Genomic DNA, 16992 nt, shown 5'->3' with positions numbered 1-16992 from the left:
GTTACGACTCGGTGAAGCGCTGACGCTCGATGTCGAGATCACGAAGTTTCATGCGCAGGGCACGTCCTCCATCGGAATCAGCAGACACTCGCTGCACAGCCCCGAGGAGCTCGTTCTTCTCGCGTTCCAGATTGCGCAGAATCATACGCCGCCCGAGATCTGCGGTCGATGCGACAGCACCGGCCTCATCGCGCGCGGGGAACGGCGTCATGAGCAACTCACCGGCGAGAGAGCGGTATGGCTCGCGCACCGCGTTCACCGCATCCATCGCCCAGCCGACGCGGGTGCGATCCGCGACCGCGATCACGACTTCGCGTACCGCTTCGAGAGCAGGATGCCGGAACGGCACCTCCAGCGCGCGCGAGAGCATCACCTGATCAACTTGGTGGCCGTACTGCAGCGCGCCCATGAGCGCGCCCCGTTCCATCGCGATATCCGCCGTGCGCGGCAGGCTCGACAATGTCACCGGAGCAATCTCTGACGAATCCGCCCCTGCCTGTGTCTGTGATGCCGGCTCTCGTCGCGCCGGCGCATGGCTCTGCCCGCGCGCTGCACGCTCAACTTCAGCGCGCACCTCGGTGGGATCCATGCCGAGTCGGCGAGCGAGTACCCGCTCATAACCAGGCCGCAGCAGCCGGTCACGAATCTCCGCGACGATAGGGGCAGCAGCGCGTAACGCCCCTACCTGGCCTTCTACCGTGGCCAGGTCGAATCCCGCAAGCTTGCGGTCGATCGCGAACTCGAACATCGGCACCTTGGTGTCCATGAGAGAGCGCACGGCGGCATCCCCACGCTGCAGGCGCAGGTCACAGGGATCGAGCCCATTGGGGGCGACGGCGACGAAAGTCTGCGCATTGAAGCGATCGTCCTCCGTGAAGGCGCGCAGCGCTGCCTTCTGCCCTGCCTCATCCCCGTCAAAAGTGAACACCACCTCGCCCGCGGCGGAATCGTCACCCATCACACGGCGCAGCACCTTGACGTGCTCAGAACCGAATGCCGTGCCACAGGTGGCGACTGCGGTCGTGATGCCCGCGAGGTGACATGCCATGACGTCGGTGTAGCCCTCGACGATCACCGCGCGCCTCGGGTCACCGCGTGAGATGTCGCGCTTGGCGAGGTCGAGCCCGTAGAGTACCTGCGCCTTCTTGTAAATCGGCGTCTCCGGGGTGTTCAGATATTTCGGGCCCTGATCGTCATCGAACAGCTTTCGCGCACCGAAGCCGATCGTCTGACCGGTGACATCTCTAATGGGCCACACCAGACGGCCTCGGAAGCGGTCGTATACGCCCCGCTGCCCCTGCGATACGAGTCCCGCCGCCAGCAGTTCGTCACGGGTGAACCCCTGCGTGGTGAGCGCCTTGAGCATCCCGTCCCAGCCGCGAGGAGCGAAGCCGACACCGAAGTGCGCTGCCGCACCGGCATCGAAGCCTCGCTCCCCGAGGAACCGGCGCCCCGTCTCTGCCTCTGTGCTGAGCAGTTGGCCACGGAAGAACTCCGCCGCCGCAGTATTCGCCGCGTAGAGACGGCTGCGGCCACTGTTTTCTGGTGCGGCACCGCCGTCTTCGTAGTGCAGCGTGTAGCCGATGCGGCCTGCGAGCTTCTCCACCGCTTCGGTGAAGCTGACATGGTCCATCTCACGCAGGAATGAGTACACATCCCCCGATTCGCTGCAGCCGAAGCAATGGTAGTAACCCACCTGCGGCCGCACGTGGAAGCTCGGGCTCTTCTCGTCGTGGAAGGGGCACAGGCCCTTGAGGGATCCGACACCGGCCGACTTCAACGCAACGCGCTCACCGACGATATCGGCGATGTTCGTGCGAGATTTGACCTCATCGACGTCTGCTTGAAGGATCCGCGCCATCAGTGAGCCCCCTCGACCAATCGGGTCGGCAGGTGCGCACCGGCAGCAGTGCGGGCAGTGCGCGGCGTCCAGATACCTACCTCGGCCGGGTCGATGTCGCCGACGAGCCTGCTGTGCCAGTCCAGCGCAGTCTGATCGGTGAGACTCGCAATCTGATCGACCACGACCCTGGCTCGCTGCGCGTCGGTGGACGCTGCCACGAAGTCAGCGGCGAAGGCCGGCTCGAGAACGTCAGCGCCGGCTGTCCACAGGGCATCGGTCGACCAGAGCGAATCGGCGAGCCGCTTCAACACTCGACGTTGCTCCTTGTAGACGCCCTTGCGCGCTTCGATGGTGACGATAGCCTGGCCCATGATTCCCTTGAGTACGGCAATCTCTGTCTCGACGACGCGCGGCACGACGACGTGCGCGTTGTACCGGGCAAGAGATGGCCCTCGATATGCCTCACGAGTCGCGCTGACCGAGGCACGCGCGAAGCGGCCGATCAAGTCACTTGTGAGGTTCTTGAGCCGGGCAAGGTCACGACGTGAGCGGTCAAACGACTTCAGCCACATCGGCTGACGTGTCAGCCGATACAGCGCATCAGCGAGCTCTTCTCGAGTGAAGTCGTACCCGACCCACTGCTGGATGCGACCGACCAGCGCATGATGTTCCGCGGGGTCGGAGAGCTGGGCGACATCGAGGTAACCGTTGACGATGGCATCCTCGAAGTCGTGCACCGAGTACCCGATGTCATCCGAGAGATCCATGATCTCCGCTTCGATGCAGCGCAGTCGGCCGGGGGTGCCTTCGCGCATCCATCGGAAGACCGGCTCGTCATCGGGATAGACGCCGAACTTCAGCCGACCCCCGGGGTCAGGAACAGGATTGTCAATCGTCCAGGGGTATTTGCAGGTGGCATCCAGGCTCGCCCGCGTGAGGTTGAGCCCGACCGAATGATCGTTCTCATCGAGCGCCTTCGCCTCGAGGCGGGTGAGGATGCGCAGCGACTGCGCATTGCCCTCGAAACCGCCGATAGGCTCCGCCCAATCGTTGAGGGCGCGCTCGCCGTTGTGCCCGAACGGCGGATGTCCGAGGTCGTGACTGAGGCAGGCGGTGTCTACGACATCGGCCGAGACGCCGAGCTCGACAGCCAGCTCACGGCCGACCTGTGCGACCTCAAGCGAGTGCGTCAGACGGTTGCGGGCGAAATCTGCCGTGCTCGCAGGGCTCAGCACCTGGGTCTTGGCGGCCAGTCGCCTCAGAGCGGCGGAGTGCAGCACACGCGCCCTGTCTCGGGCGAATCCGTCGCGCTCAGAACGATGAGTCTCTGCGACGAAGCGCTCGGTGTCGCGCGGCTCGTATCCGTCCAGAACTTTAACCACCGCTGTTCTCGATCTCCGCACCGCGCAGCATCTCGCTGGCGTCTGCCGCGACCTCGCGCGATTCCAGCCACTTGTCCGGCAGTGCTGTCCGCTTCGGACGACCGGAACGCCCGCGCTGACCCTCGGCATCCTCACCGGGGTATGGCGCGTCGTGGTCGAGCTGACCCAGCAGATCGTCGATGTGCGCAAGGCTCTGTGCGGTGGCAAGGCCGGTGCGCACGTCGCCACCGACTGGATAGCCTTTGAAGTACCAGGCGACGTGTTTGCGAATATCGCGGCATCCGTGAGATTCGTCGCCGAGGAACTCGACGAGAAGCTCGGCGTGACGACGGAACGCGTTCGCGACGAAGCCGAGAGTGGCATCGACCGGACGAGACTCCGCGCCGAATGCCTCAGCCAATTCTCCGAACAGCCAGGGGCGACCCAGGCAACCGCGACCGACGACGACCCCGTCGCAGTCTGTCTGCGCCATCATCTGCACAGCGTCAGCGCCCGACCAGATATCGCCGTTGCCGAGCACCGGGATGCTGGTGACAGCCTGCTTCAACTCGCCGATCGCATTCCAGTCGGCGTGACCGGAGTAGAACTCGTTCGCCGTGCGCGCGTGCAGCGCGACAGCTGCGGCGCCGGCATCCTCTGCGGCACGCCCCGCGTCAATGAAGGTGAGGTGATCGGGGTCGATGCCCTTGCGCATCTTGACGGTGAGCGGGATGTCACCGGCTGCTTTCACCGCCTGTGCGACGATGTCGGCGAAGAGTGTGGTCTTCCAGGGCAGCGCCGCTCCCCCGCCCTTTCGGGTGACCTTGGGTACGGGGCATCCGAAATTCAGGTCGATATGGTCAGCGTGATCTTCCGCGACGATGATGCGGACGGCATCGGCAATCGTCTTCGGGTCGACGCCGTACAGCTGGATCGACCGCGGCGTCTCACTCTCGTGATGCTGGATGAGACGCATGGTGGTCTCGTTGCGCTCGACCAGCGCACGCGAGGTGATCATCTCGCTGACGTAGAGGCCGGCACCGTATTCACGGCACAGGCGTCGGAATGCCGTGTTCGTGATCCCCGCCATGGGGGCAAGGACGACGGGCACGTCGAGGTCGATCGGGCCGATGCGCAACGCGCGCGCGGGAGCAGGAGCCATAGTCATATCCCCTCCATTCTCCCACCCTCCCGGCCTCCGGCGCCTCAACGCGACATAGGCTGTGGATATGACCGATTCCGCGCTGCGCCAGATCCCGTTCACGGATGCCCAGGGAGTTGAGAAGACCCTCAACGACTTCGGTGCTGATGTACTGCTCGTCGTCAACGTCGCGTCGAAATGTGGCCTCACGCCGCAGTACGAGCAGCTCGAACAGCTGCAGCGCACCTATGGCGAACGCGGCTTCAGTGTGGTCGGCTTCCCGAGTAATCAGTTCATGGGGCAGGAACCTGGTTCGATCGAGCAGATTCTGGAGTTCTGCTCGACGACGTACGGCGTGAGCTTCCCGATCAACGACAAGGTCAAGGTCAACGGCAAGAAGGCCGCTGACCTTTACAAGGCGTTGAAGCAGACATCAGATGCCGGTGGTAAGTCCGGCCGGGTGGAGTGGAACTTCGAGAAGTTCCTGGTGCTACCGGACGGCTCCGTGAAGCGCTTCCGCCCGAAGCAGAAGCCGGACGCCCCCGAGATCGTCGAAGCGATCGAGGGCGCCCTGACTCGCTAGAGCGCCCTCGCTAGACGGCCGTTTCTTCTACGACCGCGACATCGTCTGCTGACTCGCCGCGCTTGGCCCAGAGGTCGCGCAGCACGTTCTCAAACGTCTCCGGAGGCTGAGCGCCTGAGATGCCGTACTGTCCGTCGATGACGAAGAACGGCACGCCCTGGATGCCGTACGCCTGTGCCTGCGCCTGATCCTGGCGGACGGCGGGCACGTACTTGTCGTTGTTCAAGGCGTCGCGAGCGGCGTCAGCATCCAAGCCAACCTCAACGGCGAGTTCGACAAGGTCATCGACCCGGCCGACATGCTTGCCCTCGATGAAGTACGCCGACATCAGACGCTCTTCCATCTCGAGCTGGCGCCCCTCTGCCTTGGCATGGTGGAGAAGCTCGTGCGCCTTGATGGTGTTGGTGTGCTTGAGCAGGTCGAAGCGGTATTCGAGACCGGCGTTCTTGGCGACGTTCGTGACGTTGTCGAGCATCTGCACGACCTGCTCACGCGGCATGCCCTTATGTCCGGAAAGGAAGTCGATCTCGTCGCCTTCGAAATCGACGGGAGTGTCAGGTGCGAGTTCGAAGGAATGGAAGGTGACGGTGACCTCGGGGGCATCTGCATCGCCTGCGATGGCGTTGAGGCCTGTCTCAAGATTGCGCTTGCCGATGTAGCACCAGGGGCAGGCGATGTCGGACCAGATGTCAATTGAAATAGGTTTGCTCACATCAGGGGGAACCGACGCAAAGCCCCGAGTATTCCGTTGATAGCATCTTCGAGTGCTTACCGCCGATGACCCACTGCCCCTCGTGCCGCATCGTGTGCTGATCGCAGGGGTCACCGGAGCGGGCAAGACGACGCTCGCGAGCCGGATCGCTACGCTCTGTGGCCTTGTGCATCACGAGCTGGATGCCCTGCACCATGGGCCGAAATGGACGCCGCGGCCGGAGTTCCTCGACGACGTCCGCGCGTTCGCCGCGACGGACCGGTGGGTCACCGAGTGGCAGTACACCGGCAAAGGCACCGACAAGATCCTGCCGGTGCGCGCGGATGTGCTCGTCTGGATGGACTATCCGTATCCGCTCGTTCGGCGCAGACTGATCCGCCGCACGATGAAGCGCCGAATCTTGCGTACAAAGCTGTGGAACGGGAACGTCGAACTGAACCTGTGGCAGGCGTTGTGGGTTCGAGGCGACGAAAACATCCTCGACTGGCAGAAACGCACGCGCAATAAGTGGGCCGAGCGGATGCCGCACATCGAGGCAGAATTCCCGCAGCTGACGATCGTGCGACTGCGGCATCCCCGCGAGACGGAGCGGTGGCTGCGTGCTCAGGCGTCCGGCACATCGACCGCACCACCGAAGCGGCGATCCCGCGATACGTAAACCTCGATCGCGCGCCAGAGTTCCTCGCGCGAGAAGTCGGGCCAGAGCGTGTCGAGGAACACCATCTCGGCGTAGGCCGACTGCCACAGCAGGAAGTTCGAGGTGCGCTGCTCCCCCGAGCTGCGTAGGAACAGATCGACGTCGGGCATGTCCGGTACGTAAAGATTGCGACGGATCATCTTCTCGGTGATCGCATTCGGCTTGATCTTCCCCGCAGCAACCTCTCCCGCGATGTGACGCATCGCATCGACGAGTTCGACCCGGCCGCCGTAGTTGACGCACATCGTCAGCGTCAGCACATCGTTGCCCGCCGTCAGCTTCTCGGCATGCTGCAGCTCCTTGATCACCGAGCCCCACAGTCGCGGCTTGCGGCCAGCCCAGCGCACCCGCACACCCCACTCGTTGAGCTGGTCGCGGCGCCGATGCAGCACATCACGGTTGTAGCCCATCAGGAACCGCACCTCTTCGGGCGATCGCGCCCAGTTCTCCGTCGAGAAGGCGTACACGCTCAGGTGTTTGACACCGGCCTGGATGGCGCCGGCCACGACATCGAGCAGCACCTCTTCCCCGGCCTTATGACCCTCGATGCGGCTGAGCCCGCGGCGGTTCGCCCAGCGACCATTGCCATCCATGACGATTGCCACGTGCTCCGGCACCTTGGGAAATGCAGGAGGATGGATGCCCGTCCAGGCCAGCGGACGATACGCGACGGCATCCTTGTGCGTGTACGGCTTCGGAGTCAACGGCTTCCCTCTCGAGGCGAGTCGGAGATGTGAGCAAGCGAGCGGATGCCGCGTTCCAGATGGAACTGCACATACGCGGAGATGAGCCCAGAGCTGGCTGCGGTGTCGGAGTGAGCTGCGGCATCCACGGCATCCCACTCGCCGCGCATCAGCGACCGCATCAGCTGCAGCGTCGACTCCGAAATCTTGGGGCTGCCGGCCGGCGCGCAGTTCACGCACACCATCCCGCCGAGCTGGCCGATGAAGTTGCGGTGTGGGCCAGGAGTTGCGCATCGGGCGCAGTCTTTCAGTGAAGGCGCCCACCCTGACAGCGCCATCACACGCAGCAGGTAGGAATCCAGGATGCTGCGCGGAGCGTGCTCACCACGGGAGAGTGCGCGCAGCCCCCCGACCAGCAGCAGATACTGCTCGGGCGTGGCCTCGGCATCGCTCAAGCGATCCGCCGTCTCGACCATGGCGTTCGCAGATGTGTAGCGGTCGTAGTGTGCCGCAATCTCACTCCCGTAGGCACCGAGAGACTCCGCCTGCTGCACGATGTCGAGCGAGCGTCCCTGATAGAGCTGCACGTCGGCGACCATGAAGGGCTCGAGCCGCGAGCCGAACTTCGACGAGGTGCGCCGCACGCCCTTTGCGACGGCGCGGATCTTGCCGTTGCGCCGAGAGAGCATGGTGACGATGCGATCTGCCTCACCGAGTTTGTGAGTGCGCAGGATCACCGCTTCATCTCGATAGGTGGGCACCCCTCGATTATCCTCTGCGCAGGTCAGAATAGATGTGTGACCGAACCGCTCTTCACCATTCCGCTCTGGGCGGACCTGCTCGGCGTTGGCCTCGGCGGTATCCAGGGTGCGATGTTCGCTTCCGGATTCCAGGGACAGCGGCGCCTCGATCTGCTCGGTGTCGCGATCATCGGCATCCTGATCGGCATGGGTGGTGGTCTCATCCGCGATCTGCTGCTCGGGCAACCACCGGCGACGTTGCAGAACAACTGGTATCTCATCACCGCCGCCGGTGCCGCTCTCTTCGGCATGTTGTTGGCCGGTCTTCTCAACCGTGCGAACGCGGTCATCGTGGGTCTCGATGCCGTGGTCATCGGTATGTTCGGCGCGTTTGGCACCAGCAAGGCACTCGGACTGGGTGTTCCGGAAGTGCCCGCAGTCTTCATCGGAGTGTGCGCCGCCGTGGGCGGCAGCATCCTGCGCGACGTGATCATGGGGCTGCCCGTCGCGATCATGCATGTCGGGTCGCTGTACGCCGTCGCCGCGGCTCTCGGCTGCACGGTGATCGTGACGGTGCACTCGTTCGGTGTCGGCATCACGCTCGCCAGCGTGATCGGGCTGATCGTGACGGCTGTGATCCGTGTGCTGGCTGTGATCTTCGACCTGTCGCTGCCGGAACAGCGCCGCCTCTACCGCCGCAGAGTGGCGGCAGAGACGGGCGCGATCCCGATCGTGAAGCCCTGAGCCTGCTCGCTTAGACCGCAGCGAGCTCGCGCGTGCGGATCGAGCGGTTCACGCCGGACACGATCGCCTTCAGGCTTGCGGTCGAGATGTCGCTGTCGATGCCGACGCCCCACAGCCGCTGGTCGCCCACCTGCAGCTCGACGTATGCCGCGGCCTGCGCGTCGCCACCAGAGCTGAGCGCGTGCTCGACGTAGTCGTACACCGTGATGTCAAAGCCCTGCGCGCGCAGCACCTCGACGAACGCGGCGACCGGACCGTTGCCCGCTCCAGCAACGGCGAGCTGCACCTCTTCGTCACGGAGAGTGACATCGAGAACGACCTCGCCCGACATATCGCTGCGGGTCTGCGTGGCGAGAAGCTCGAACCGACCCCACTTGGCCTCGTCAACATCGGCTGGCAGATACTCGTCGTTGAAGATCGACCAGATCTGGTCGCTGGTGACCTCGCCGCCCTCGCTGTCGGTCTTGGACTGCACGACGCCGGAGAACTCGATCTGGAGCTTGCGCGGCAGATCGATCGCGTGGTCGGTCTTCAGCAGGTAGGCAACGCCGCCCTTGCCGGACTGCGAGTTCACGCGGATGACAGCCTCGTAGGAACGGCCAAGGTCCTTCGGGTCGATGGGCAGGTAAGGAACTGCCCATTCGATGTCATCGACGGTCTTGCCCTCAGCCTCAGCCGTGGCGGCCATCGCTTCGAAGCCCTTCTTGATCGCATCCTGGTGCGAGCCGCTGAACGCGGTGAATACGAGGTCACCGGCCCACGGGCTGCGCTCCGGAACGGGCAGCTGGTTGCAGTACTCGACAGTGCGCTTGACCTGGTCGATGTCGCTGAAGTCAATCTGCGGATCGATTCCCTGTGTGAACATGTTGATGCCCAGCGCGACGATGTCGACGTTGCCGGTGCGCTCACCGTTGCCGAACAGGCATCCCTCGATGCGGTCGGCGCCGGCCATGTAGCCGAGCTCTGCGGCCGCGATCGCGGTACCGCGGTCGTTGTGCGGGTGCAGCGACAGGATGATGTTCTCGCGATGTGCAAGCCGGCGGCTCATCCACTCGATCGAGTCGGCATAGACGTTCGGCGATGCCATCTCCACCGTGGCCGGCAGGTTGATGATGACTTTTCGTTCCGGCGTCGGCTCGAAGATCTCGATCACCTGGTTGCAGATGTCGAGGGCGAACTCGAGCTCGGTGCCGGTGTAGCTCTCCGGCGAGTACTCGTAGAAAACCTGCGTCTCAGGAACGCGCTTCTCGTACTCGCGGCACAGGCGCGCGCCTTCGAGGGCGAGGTCGATGATGCCCTGCTTGTCGGTGCGGAAGACGACGTCGCGCTGCAGGATGCTGGTCGAGTTGTACAGGTGCACGATGGCCTGCTTGGCACCGGCGATCGACTCGTAGGTGCGCTCGATGAGGTGCTCGCGTGCCTGAGTCAGCACCTGGATGGTCACATCGTCCGGGATGAGGTTCTCTTCGATCAGCTGACGTACGAAGTCGAAGTCGGTCTGACTCGCGGACGGGAATCCGACCTCGATCTCCTTGTACCCCATGTCCACGAGCAACTGGAACATGACGCGCTTGCGCTCGGGCGACATCGGGTCGATGAGCGCCTGGTTTCCATCACGCAGGTCGACCGCGCACCAGCGCGGCGCTTCGGTGATGCGGTTGGACGGCCAGGTGCGATCGGGAAGATCGACCGAGAACTGCTCGTGGTACGGCCGATACTTGTGGATCGGCATCGTGGACGGGCGCTGGGAGTTCTGCATGATGGGCTTCTTCTCTTCGTCTAAATGGTCAGGCCAACACAAGCGCCGCGACGAGAGAGGCCCTAGCTGTTAGGACTCGTCGCGGCAACTAAGAAGAAGCAGACCGCCGAAATGCATGGCCCCAGCGTACACCCGCACATATGCCTCCCGCCAAATCACGGATGCCTCGGACTGCTCGTCCGAACGGTGGTTGAGACGATCGCGCCGCTGTCGACACCTGGAAGTATGGACATCGCATCCGTTCGTCACACCGTCGCGCGCGTCGTTGCGCTCGGCAGCGTCGGAATCCTCCTCGCCCTCGTCGGATGCACGGCAAGCGCGGGGTCCCCCGCACCGAGCACCTCGGAAGCGGAGTACACCTTGGGAACGCAGCGCCCGACGCCGCCCGCCCTCGATGTCATTGCGACCGGAACCATCATCGACGTCGACGGAGACGCGAAGCTCTGCCTCGGCATTGTGATGGAGTCGTATCCGCCGCAGTGCGTCGGTATCCCACTCGAGGGCTGGTCGTGGGCCGATGCCGCACCCGATGATGAGTCCGGCACCACTCGATGGGGAGCGTATGGGATGTCTGGAACGTATGACGGCACCACCTTCACTCCGACTCACCCACCGATACCGCTCGCCCTGTTCGACCCGATCGCTTACCCCGATCCGGTCACGGGTACTCCAGGGGCAGCGGCCGAGGAGGATCTCGCGACGATCCAGGACACGGTCGCCGAACTCCTCGGACCCGATACATATCTCGCGAGCAGCGCGGAGAACGGCTATCTCGTCGTCGACGTCGTCTGGGACGACGGGACGCTCCAGCAAGCAGCTGACGTCGATTTCGGCCCGGGCTTCGTGGTCATCCGTTCCGCGCTCTGGACCGTCGCGATCGAGTAGCCGCTACGAGGGGCGGCCCGCCATCAGTTCACGGGATGAGCGCGATCTTTCCGCCTGGATGGCCGTCTTTGAGGAACGCGAGCGCGTCCGGCGCCTCGGCCAGCGGGTATGTACGCGCGAGCGGAACCTCGAGAAGACCCTGCTGGGCAAGATCAACCAGTTGACCGCGGATGCTGTCACGGAAGCGCGTGCTCTCCGGCAGCGAGCCCACAATCCAGCGGATGCCGTCCTGCTGCGCGCGCTGTGCCGCAGCGATCGTGACTATCCGTGCGCGATCCGCGACCAGCTCGAGCGACACATCCACGGCCTCATCGGTGCCGACCGCATCCAGTGCCGCCGCGATCTTGCCACCGGCGGCCGCACGCGCTCGGTCAGCGAGACCTGCACCGTACTCAACCGGGATACCGCCAAATCGACGCACCTCGTCGAATCGCGCCTCGCTCGCCGTACCGATGACCCGGATGCCGTGGTGCGCTGCCTGCTGCAGCACGCTGACGCCGACAGCACCGGATGCCCCGTGCAGCAGGATCGTCTCCCCCGCTGACGCTGCGGTGACAGCCAGCATCTCGGCCGCCGTCGTGCCCGCCAGCAGCAGGTTCGCGGCGGCGGCATGGGTCAGCGTGGTGGGTTTTGCGAAGGCTTTCTCTGCAGGCATCGTCAGCGCTGTGGCGTAACCGCCAGCGACACGGAATGCGATGACCTCATCGCCGACCTGAGCCACGCCTGAGCCGATCTCGGTATCACGCCCGATCGCGGTGATCTCGCCAGACACCTCATAGCCGATCGATACAGGTAGCGTGGCACCGCTGCGTGCCACAGCGACGTGTTTGTAGTCGGCCGGGTTCATCCCCGCTGCGTGCACACGAATGGTGATCTCGCCCTGCTCGGGCGCAGGCACGTCGTACTCGACGAACGACCAGGTCTCCGGCGTCCCCCACTCAGTCGCGATCCAGTGCTTGGCCACGTCTGGTCCCGTCACCATGTCAGAACCCGAGGCGTCCCAGCTGCTTCGGGTCGCGCTGCCATTCCTTGGCAACCTTCACATGCAGGCCGAGGAAGACACGGGTGCCGACGAGCTCTTCGATGCCGACACGGGCGCGCTTTCCCACATCTGCCAGGCGCTGGCCCTTGTGGCCGATGATGATCGCCTTCTGGCTGTCGCGCTCGACGACGATCTGCGCATGCACGTCGGTGAGATCTGTTCCTTCGCGCGGCGCGATGTCGTCGATGACCACGGCGATCGAGTGGGGCAGCTCATCGCGTACGCCTTCGAGGGCGGCCTCGCGGATCATCTCCGCGATCCGGTCCTCCAGCGACTCGTCGGTGGTGATGCCCTCCGGGTAGAGCGCGGGTCCCTTCGGCATCAGCCGGAGCATCTCGTCAGTGAGCACGTCGAGCTGATCACGGGTGAGCGCCGACAGCGGGATCACCATGTCCCAGTCTTCACGCAGCGCGTCAACCTCCAGCAGGCGCTCGGCGATCTGCTTGCGGGTCGAGGCATCCGTCTTCGTGACGATAGCGATCTTCTTAGCGCGTGCGTAGCCGTCCAGCGAGGCAGCGATCCGTCGATCACCCGGGCCGACTTTCTCGGTGGCTGGCACGCAGAAGCCAATCACGTCGACGTCGCCCAGCACCTGCTCGACCAGGTCGTTGAGCCGCTCGCCCAGCAGGGTGCGCGGCTTGTGGATACCCGGGGTGTCGACGATCACCAGCTGCCCTGAGGGACGATTCAGGATGCCACGGATGGCACGCCTGGTCGTCTGTGGCTTCTCGCTGGTGATGGCGATCTTCTCGCCGACCAGTGCATTCGTCAGCGTGGATTTTCCGACGTTGGGACGCCCGACGAAAGTCACAAATCCGCTGCGGTTGGTCTCAGTCATCGTCTGTCTCCTCTGTTGCGCCAGCGGCGCGCTCCACGAATACCGTGGCGATTCCCCGCCCGCGACCGCGCGAAGCGCCGCCGGTCAGGACCAGTCCTTCTATCGTCGCAGTGACCCCCGGTTGCGGGATTCTATCCACGGCCTTGCCGAGCAGTCCGCCGATCGAGTCGACGTCCTCATCCTCGAGTTCGATGCCGAACAGGTCGCCGACATCGTCAAGGGAGAGGCGCGCGCTGACGCGATAGCGGCCATCGCCGAGATTCACGACTTCCGCTGCTGCATGGTCGTACTCATCGGAGATCTCGCCGACGAGCTCTTCGATCAGGTCTTCCAAGGTGACAAGACCCGAGATCCCGCCGTGTTCATCGATCACGAGGCACACATGCACGGCGTCGCGCTTCATCTGCTGCAGAAGCGTCTCCGCCCGCATCGATTCCGGTACGAAGGTCGCTGGCCGAGCGATGGGACGAACGGATGCGGCGCGCCACGCGGAATCGTCACGATAGGCGAACTGCACGAGGTCCTTCAAATACAGCACACCGACGACGTCGTCCGCTTCATCATCAACCACCGGGATCCGGGAGACACCGCGATTCAAAAACAGCGACATCGCCTGGTCTGTCGTGGCGTCGGCATCCACCGTCACCATTTCGGTGCGCGGCACCATGACCGCGCGCACGAACTGATCGGTGAAGTCGAAGACCGAGTGGATGAGGTCGCGATCGTCCTCTTCGATCAGGTCATTGGAGGCGGCCTCATCGACCATGCTCAACAGTTGGTCCTCAGAGGCGAAGGAGCTGCGACCGGTGCCGGGGGTGACCTTGTTACTGATCACGACGAGTCCGTATGCGATGGGGCCGAGGATGAAACGCAGACCACGCACGATCGCTGCCGTCCCGCGGATCATGTCTTCAGCATGGTGCCTGCCGAACGTCCTTGGGCTCGCGCCGACGAGCACGAAGGTGATCCCGGTCATCAGGATCGCCGCGGCGAGCATTGCCCACCAGATGTTTTCGAACATGATTGTGAACGCCACGGTGACGAACACGGCCGCCGTCACTTCAACGAGCACCCGAATGAAGGAGATGGCGTTGACATGCGCGTCGAGGTCATTGCCAATATGGGTCAGAGCCTTGGCATTGCGGCCTTCGACAGCCATGTCGGCGAGGTCGGCACGCGAGGTGACACCGTAGGCGGCATCGGTCGCCGCGGCGAGGCCACCGAACGCCACAAGCAGGAGTGCGGCGAGAAGGAGGAGAATCTCGGTCATCGGCTGCGCTCAGCGTGCGCGAAAGCCTGGATCAGCTCCTTCTGCAGCCCGAACATCTCACGCTCCTCGTCGGGTTCGGCGTGATCGTAGCCGAGCAGGTGCAAGAGGCCGTGCGTGGTGAGCAGGATGAGCTCGTCCATCAGTGCGTGGCCCGCGCCCTGCGCCTGCGCCTGCGCGACCTGCGGGCACAGCACGATGTCACCGAGGAGCCCAGGAGGAGTCGGGCGATCTTCGGTACCAGGGCGCAGTTCGTCCATCGGGAAACTCAGCACGTCGGTCGGACCTGGCTCGTCCATCCATTGCACGTGCAGTGCCTCCATGGCACCCTCGTCGACGAGAACGATTGCAACCTCGGCATCCGGGCTGACGTGCAGCTGGGCGAGGTTGAAGTCCGTGAGTCGCTGCAGGACAGTCTCGTCGATGGTGATGGCCGACTCGTTGTTGATTTCGATCATGATGCGTGTCCTCGTTTGGGCGACCGATCCCGTGGTCCTGGGCGCTGGTTTGTGCGGCGCTCGGCGCGGTTCGCGAACTCGCTTGCCTGCTCACGCTCGTGACGGGCTGCCGTGCGCTGTTCGTCATACTCGCTGTACGCGTCGACGATGCGGCCGACCAGCGAATGACGCACGACGTCGGCGCTGGTGAGGCGAGAGAAGTGGATGTCTTCGATTTCGTCGAGCACGCGGGTCACCAGGCGCAAACCTGACGCGCCCTGCGGCAGATCGACCTGGGTGATGTCACCGGTGACGACCATCCTCGTGCCGAATCCTAGGCGGGTGAGGAACATCTTCATCTGCTCTGGTGTGGTGTTCTGCGCCTCGTCCAACACGACGAACGAGTCGTTGAGTGTGCGGCCGCGCATGTACGCGAGCGGGGCAACCTCGATCGTTCCGCTCGCCATCAGCCGCGGCACAATCTCCGGATCCATCATTTCGTTCAGCGCATCGTAGAGCGGGCGCAGGTACGGATCGATCTTTTCGTTGAGGGTTCCGGGAAGAAACCCCAGCCGCTCCCCTGCTTCAACGGCCGGGCGGGTCAGGATGATGCGAGCGACCTCCTTGCGTTGAAGCGCCTGCACCGCCTTCGCCATCGCGAGGTAGGTCTTTCCGGTTCCGGCAGGGCCGATGCCGAAGACGATCGTGTTCTCGTCGATCGCGTCGACGTATTCCTTCTGGCCGAGCGTCTTCGGGCGGATTGCCTTGCCACGCGTGGTCAGGATGGCTTCGCCGAGCACCTCGCTCGGACGCGGGCCGTCTTCCTGGCGCAGCATCCGCGCGGAGGTCTCGACGTCGCTGGGCGCGAGGTCATGGCCGTCACGCGTCATTACGAGCAGTTCCTCCACCAGGGTCTTCGCCGCGGCTACGCTCGCTGCGTCACCGCTGAGAGTGATCTCGTTGCCGCGCACGAGAATCTGAACATCCGGATGCTCTTTTTCGAGCATCCTCAGCAGTCGATCCTGTGGACCGAGCACCCGCACCATGGCGACACCGTCGACATAGATGCGTTCGGTGACGCTGTTCTGTTCGGGCTCAGGCACCGACGCTCTTTTCTGTCAGGCCGCCAGCGAGAATATGGGCGTGAACGTGGAAGACCGTCTGCCCCGAATTCGCGCCGGTGTTGAACAGCAGACGGAAGTCGCCATCGGAATGCTCCGCGGCGATCGTATTCGCGAACGCGATGAGTTCGGCCAGCAGCGTTGGGTCGCCAGCGGCAAGCTCAACAACGTCGCGGTACTGCTCAGTCTTGGGAATCACGAGCAGGTGCACGGGCGCCTGCGGCGCGATGTCGCGAATGGCGAAGAGTCGATCGGTCGACGCGATGATCTCACCAGGGATGTCGCCGGTGAGAATGCGGGTGAAGATCGAGGGTTCCGTCATGTCTCCAGTCTAGGCGAGCCGTGCATCTCCTGGTCTGAGACACCATCCCCCGCACACCACGTCACCACGAGCGAAAGACGACCATCACCACCGGCCGAGAGCGGCCGACAGCACGGCGATCGCCGCCGGGCCTGCCGTAGAGGTACGCAGCACCGTGTCGCCGAGTCGTACACGCTCGGCTCCGGCCTCGTCGAACCGAGAAAGCTCTTCCGGTGAGATGCCACCCTCAGGTCCGACGACGAGGAGTATGTCTCGCTCATCCGCGCGGATCGACGACAGCTTCGTGGTCGCCGTCGGCTCGAGCACCAGCATCCGCTGTCCGGCGGAGCGCGCGATCAACTGCGCGCTGGTCAGCGGCGAGGATACCTCGGGCACCCATGAGCGATGCGCCTGCTTCGCAGCCTCGCGCACGATTGACGCCCAGCGATCGCGACCCTTGACGGCCTTGGGGCCTTCCCAGCGGGAGATGCTCCGCGATGCCTGCCACGGCACGATCTCGTCCACGCCGAGCTCGCACGATGCCTGCACCGCGAGTTCATCGCGGTCGCCCTTCGCCAACGCCTGCGCGAGCAGGAGCCGGATGGCAGGAGGATCCTGCTCGGTGCGTTCAGTGACCTTCACGTCGACACGGGACGCCGAGACATCGGTCACCGTGCCCTCGAGCCACACGCCCGAGCCGTCACCGATCGTGACGGACTCTCCCACGCGCAATCGGCGTACGACCGCTGCGTGCTTCGCCTCGGCACCGGTCAGCGAGACGACGTCGCCGACTGCGGTAGCCGAGGAACTCTCGACGAGGAAGTGCAGAGCCACGGGG

Annotated in this window: 18 protein-coding genes; 4 read left to right on the top strand and 14 right to left on the bottom strand. The window is 64.2% G+C overall.

All coding sequences use genetic code 11. The features are described 5' to 3' along the window. Position 1: 1 nt before the first annotated feature. The 3 genes from dnaG to dusB are packed head-to-tail and all read right to left on the bottom strand — an operon-like array spanning position 2 to position 4372. The gene (dnaG, locus tag ACSU04_RS00775; protein WP_439288130.1) at positions 2-1861 is read right to left on the bottom strand and encodes a DNA primase; all 1860 of its coding nucleotides are present in this window, start codon (positions 1859-1861) and stop codon (positions 2-4) included. Continuing rightward, on the bottom strand, positions 1861-3225 hold the full coding sequence (locus tag ACSU04_RS00770) for a deoxyguanosinetriphosphate triphosphohydrolase (protein ID WP_439288129.1): 1365 nt from the start codon (positions 3223-3225) through the stop codon (positions 1861-1863). Before ACSU04_RS00770 ends, dnaG begins: the two co-directional genes overlap by 1 nt. Then, the gene (dusB, locus tag ACSU04_RS00765) at positions 3218-4372 is read right to left on the bottom strand and encodes a tRNA dihydrouridine synthase DusB (protein WP_439288128.1); all 1155 of its coding nucleotides are present in this window, start codon (positions 4370-4372) and stop codon (positions 3218-3220) included. The genes ACSU04_RS00770 and dusB overlap by 8 nt, the downstream gene beginning before the upstream one ends. A gap of 61 nt (positions 4373-4433) precedes the next feature. Here dusB and ACSU04_RS00760 point away from each other — a divergent pair, with 61 nt between their 5' ends. Beyond that, positions 4434-4928 (top strand): glutathione peroxidase, encoded by a 495-nt coding sequence (locus ACSU04_RS00760; RefSeq protein WP_439288127.1) that lies wholly within the window; start codon positions 4434-4436, stop codon positions 4926-4928. Between the two features lie 10 nt (positions 4929-4938). Here ACSU04_RS00760 and ACSU04_RS00755 read toward each other — a convergent pair whose 3' ends face one another. After that, on the bottom strand, positions 4939-5640 hold the full coding sequence (locus tag ACSU04_RS00755) for a DsbA family oxidoreductase (RefSeq protein WP_439277980.1): 702 nt from the start codon (positions 5638-5640) through the stop codon (positions 4939-4941). 52 nt (positions 5641-5692) lie between these two features. Between ACSU04_RS00755 and ACSU04_RS00750 the strand changes: the two genes are divergently transcribed. After that, the gene (locus tag ACSU04_RS00750) at positions 5693-6298 is read left to right on the top strand and encodes an AAA family ATPase (RefSeq protein ID WP_439288126.1); all 606 of its coding nucleotides are present in this window, start codon (positions 5693-5695) and stop codon (positions 6296-6298) included. On the opposite strand, the gene ACSU04_RS00745 is transcribed toward ACSU04_RS00750, so the two are convergent. Together ACSU04_RS00745 and recO are read right to left on the bottom strand one after the other, a co-directional pair. After that, the gene (locus ACSU04_RS00745) at positions 6244-7041 is read right to left on the bottom strand and encodes an isoprenyl transferase (protein WP_439288125.1); all 798 of its coding nucleotides are present in this window, start codon (positions 7039-7041) and stop codon (positions 6244-6246) included. The genes ACSU04_RS00750 and ACSU04_RS00745 overlap by 55 nt on opposite strands. Continuing rightward, positions 7038-7781, bottom strand: a complete 744-nt coding sequence (gene recO, locus ACSU04_RS00740; protein ID WP_439288124.1) for a DNA repair protein RecO — start codon at positions 7779-7781, stop codon at positions 7038-7040. The genes ACSU04_RS00745 and recO overlap by 4 nt, the downstream gene beginning before the upstream one ends. A gap of 36 nt (positions 7782-7817) precedes the next feature. Here recO and ACSU04_RS00735 point away from each other — a divergent pair, with 36 nt between their 5' ends. Beyond that, entirely contained in the window at positions 7818-8504 is a 687-nt protein-coding gene (locus ACSU04_RS00735; RefSeq protein ID WP_439288123.1) for a trimeric intracellular cation channel family protein, read from the top strand. Between the two features lie 10 nt (positions 8505-8514). On the opposite strand, the gene leuA is transcribed toward ACSU04_RS00735, so the two are convergent. After that, positions 8515-10263 carry a 2-isopropylmalate synthase gene (leuA, locus tag ACSU04_RS00730; protein WP_439288122.1) on the bottom strand — a complete coding sequence of 583 codons (1749 nt, stop codon included), beginning with the start codon at positions 10261-10263 and terminating at the stop codon, positions 8515-8517. Positions 10264-10488: 225 nt separating this feature from the next. Between leuA and ACSU04_RS00725 the strand changes: the two genes are divergently transcribed. Continuing rightward, positions 10489-11148: a hypothetical protein gene (locus ACSU04_RS00725; RefSeq protein WP_439277974.1), complete on the top strand. Its 660-nt coding sequence runs from the start codon at positions 10489-10491 to the stop codon at positions 11146-11148. 28 nt (positions 11149-11176) lie between these two features. Here the strand turns inward: ACSU04_RS00725 and ACSU04_RS00720 are convergent, their stop codons facing one another. The 7 genes from ACSU04_RS00720 to ACSU04_RS00690 form a co-directional block, all read right to left on the bottom strand. Next, entirely contained in the window at positions 11177-12130 is a 954-nt protein-coding gene (locus ACSU04_RS00720; RefSeq protein ID WP_439288121.1) for an NADP-dependent oxidoreductase, read from the bottom strand. A 1-nt stretch (position 12131) separates the two neighbouring features. Further along, positions 12132-13028, bottom strand: a complete 897-nt coding sequence (era, locus tag ACSU04_RS00715) for a GTPase Era (protein ID WP_439277972.1) — start codon at positions 13026-13028, stop codon at positions 12132-12134. Continuing rightward, positions 13021-14298 (bottom strand): hemolysin family protein, encoded by a 1278-nt coding sequence (locus ACSU04_RS00710; protein WP_439277971.1) that lies wholly within the window; start codon positions 14296-14298, stop codon positions 13021-13023. Before ACSU04_RS00710 ends, era begins: the two co-directional genes overlap by 8 nt. Beyond that, positions 14295-14756: an rRNA maturation RNase YbeY gene (gene ybeY, locus ACSU04_RS00705; RefSeq protein ID WP_439289394.1), complete on the bottom strand. Its 462-nt coding sequence runs from the start codon at positions 14754-14756 to the stop codon at positions 14295-14297. The genes ACSU04_RS00710 and ybeY overlap by 4 nt, the downstream gene beginning before the upstream one ends. Continuing rightward, the gene (locus ACSU04_RS00700; protein WP_439289393.1) at positions 14750-15778 is read right to left on the bottom strand and encodes a PhoH family protein; all 1029 of its coding nucleotides are present in this window, start codon (positions 15776-15778) and stop codon (positions 14750-14752) included. The genes ybeY and ACSU04_RS00700 overlap by 7 nt, the downstream gene beginning before the upstream one ends. Before the next feature lie 49 nt (positions 15779-15827). Further along, the gene (locus tag ACSU04_RS00695) at positions 15828-16175 is read right to left on the bottom strand and encodes an HIT domain-containing protein (RefSeq protein WP_439288120.1); all 348 of its coding nucleotides are present in this window, start codon (positions 16173-16175) and stop codon (positions 15828-15830) included. An 84-nt stretch (positions 16176-16259) separates the two neighbouring features. Beyond that, complete coding sequence (locus ACSU04_RS00690; RefSeq protein WP_439277969.1) at positions 16260-16988, bottom strand: 16S rRNA (uracil(1498)-N(3))-methyltransferase; 729 nt, start codon at positions 16986-16988, stop codon at positions 16260-16262. Positions 16989-16992 lie beyond the last annotated feature (4 nt).

Origin of the sequence: Microbacterium sp. A84 (genome assembly GCF_051842815.1) — a bacterium.
GTDB lineage: Bacteria > Actinomycetota > Actinomycetes > Actinomycetales > Microbacteriaceae > Microbacterium.
The sequence above is the reverse complement of the archived record's forward strand: the minus strand, read 5'-3'. Positions and strand labels throughout refer to the sequence as shown.

Excerpts from the sequence above, each read along its gene's own strand:
- dnaG (WP_439288130.1), bottom strand. The coding sequence starts at position 1,861 with ATGGCGCGGATCCTTCAAGCAGACGTCGATGAGGTCAAATCTCGCACG.
- ACSU04_RS00760 (WP_439288127.1), top strand. The coding sequence starts at position 4,434 with ATGACCGATTCCGCGCTGCGCCAGATCCCGTTCACGGATGCCCAGGGA.
- leuA (WP_439288122.1), bottom strand. The coding sequence starts at position 10,263 with ATGCAGAACTCCCAGCGCCCGTCCACGATGCCGATCCACAAGTATCGG.
- ACSU04_RS00725 (WP_439277974.1), top strand. The coding sequence starts at position 10,489 with ATGGACATCGCATCCGTTCGTCACACCGTCGCGCGCGTCGTTGCGCTC.
- era (WP_439277972.1), bottom strand. The coding sequence starts at position 13,028 with ATGACTGAGACCAACCGCAGCGGATTTGTGACTTTCGTCGGGCGTCCC.
- dusB (WP_439288128.1), bottom strand. The coding sequence starts at position 4,372 with ATGACTATGGCTCCTGCTCCCGCGCGCGCGTTGCGCATCGGCCCGATC.
- ACSU04_RS00695 (WP_439288120.1), bottom strand. The coding sequence starts at position 16,175 with ATGACGGAACCCTCGATCTTCACCCGCATTCTCACCGGCGACATCCCT.
- ACSU04_RS00710 (WP_439277971.1), bottom strand. The coding sequence starts at position 14,298 with ATGACCGAGATTCTCCTCCTTCTCGCCGCACTCCTGCTTGTGGCGTTC.
- ACSU04_RS00720 (WP_439288121.1), bottom strand. The coding sequence starts at position 12,130 with ATGGTGACGGGACCAGACGTGGCCAAGCACTGGATCGCGACTGAGTGG.
- ACSU04_RS00700 (WP_439289393.1), bottom strand. The coding sequence starts at position 15,778 with ATGGTGCGGGTGCTCGGTCCACAGGATCGACTGCTGAGGATGCTCGAA.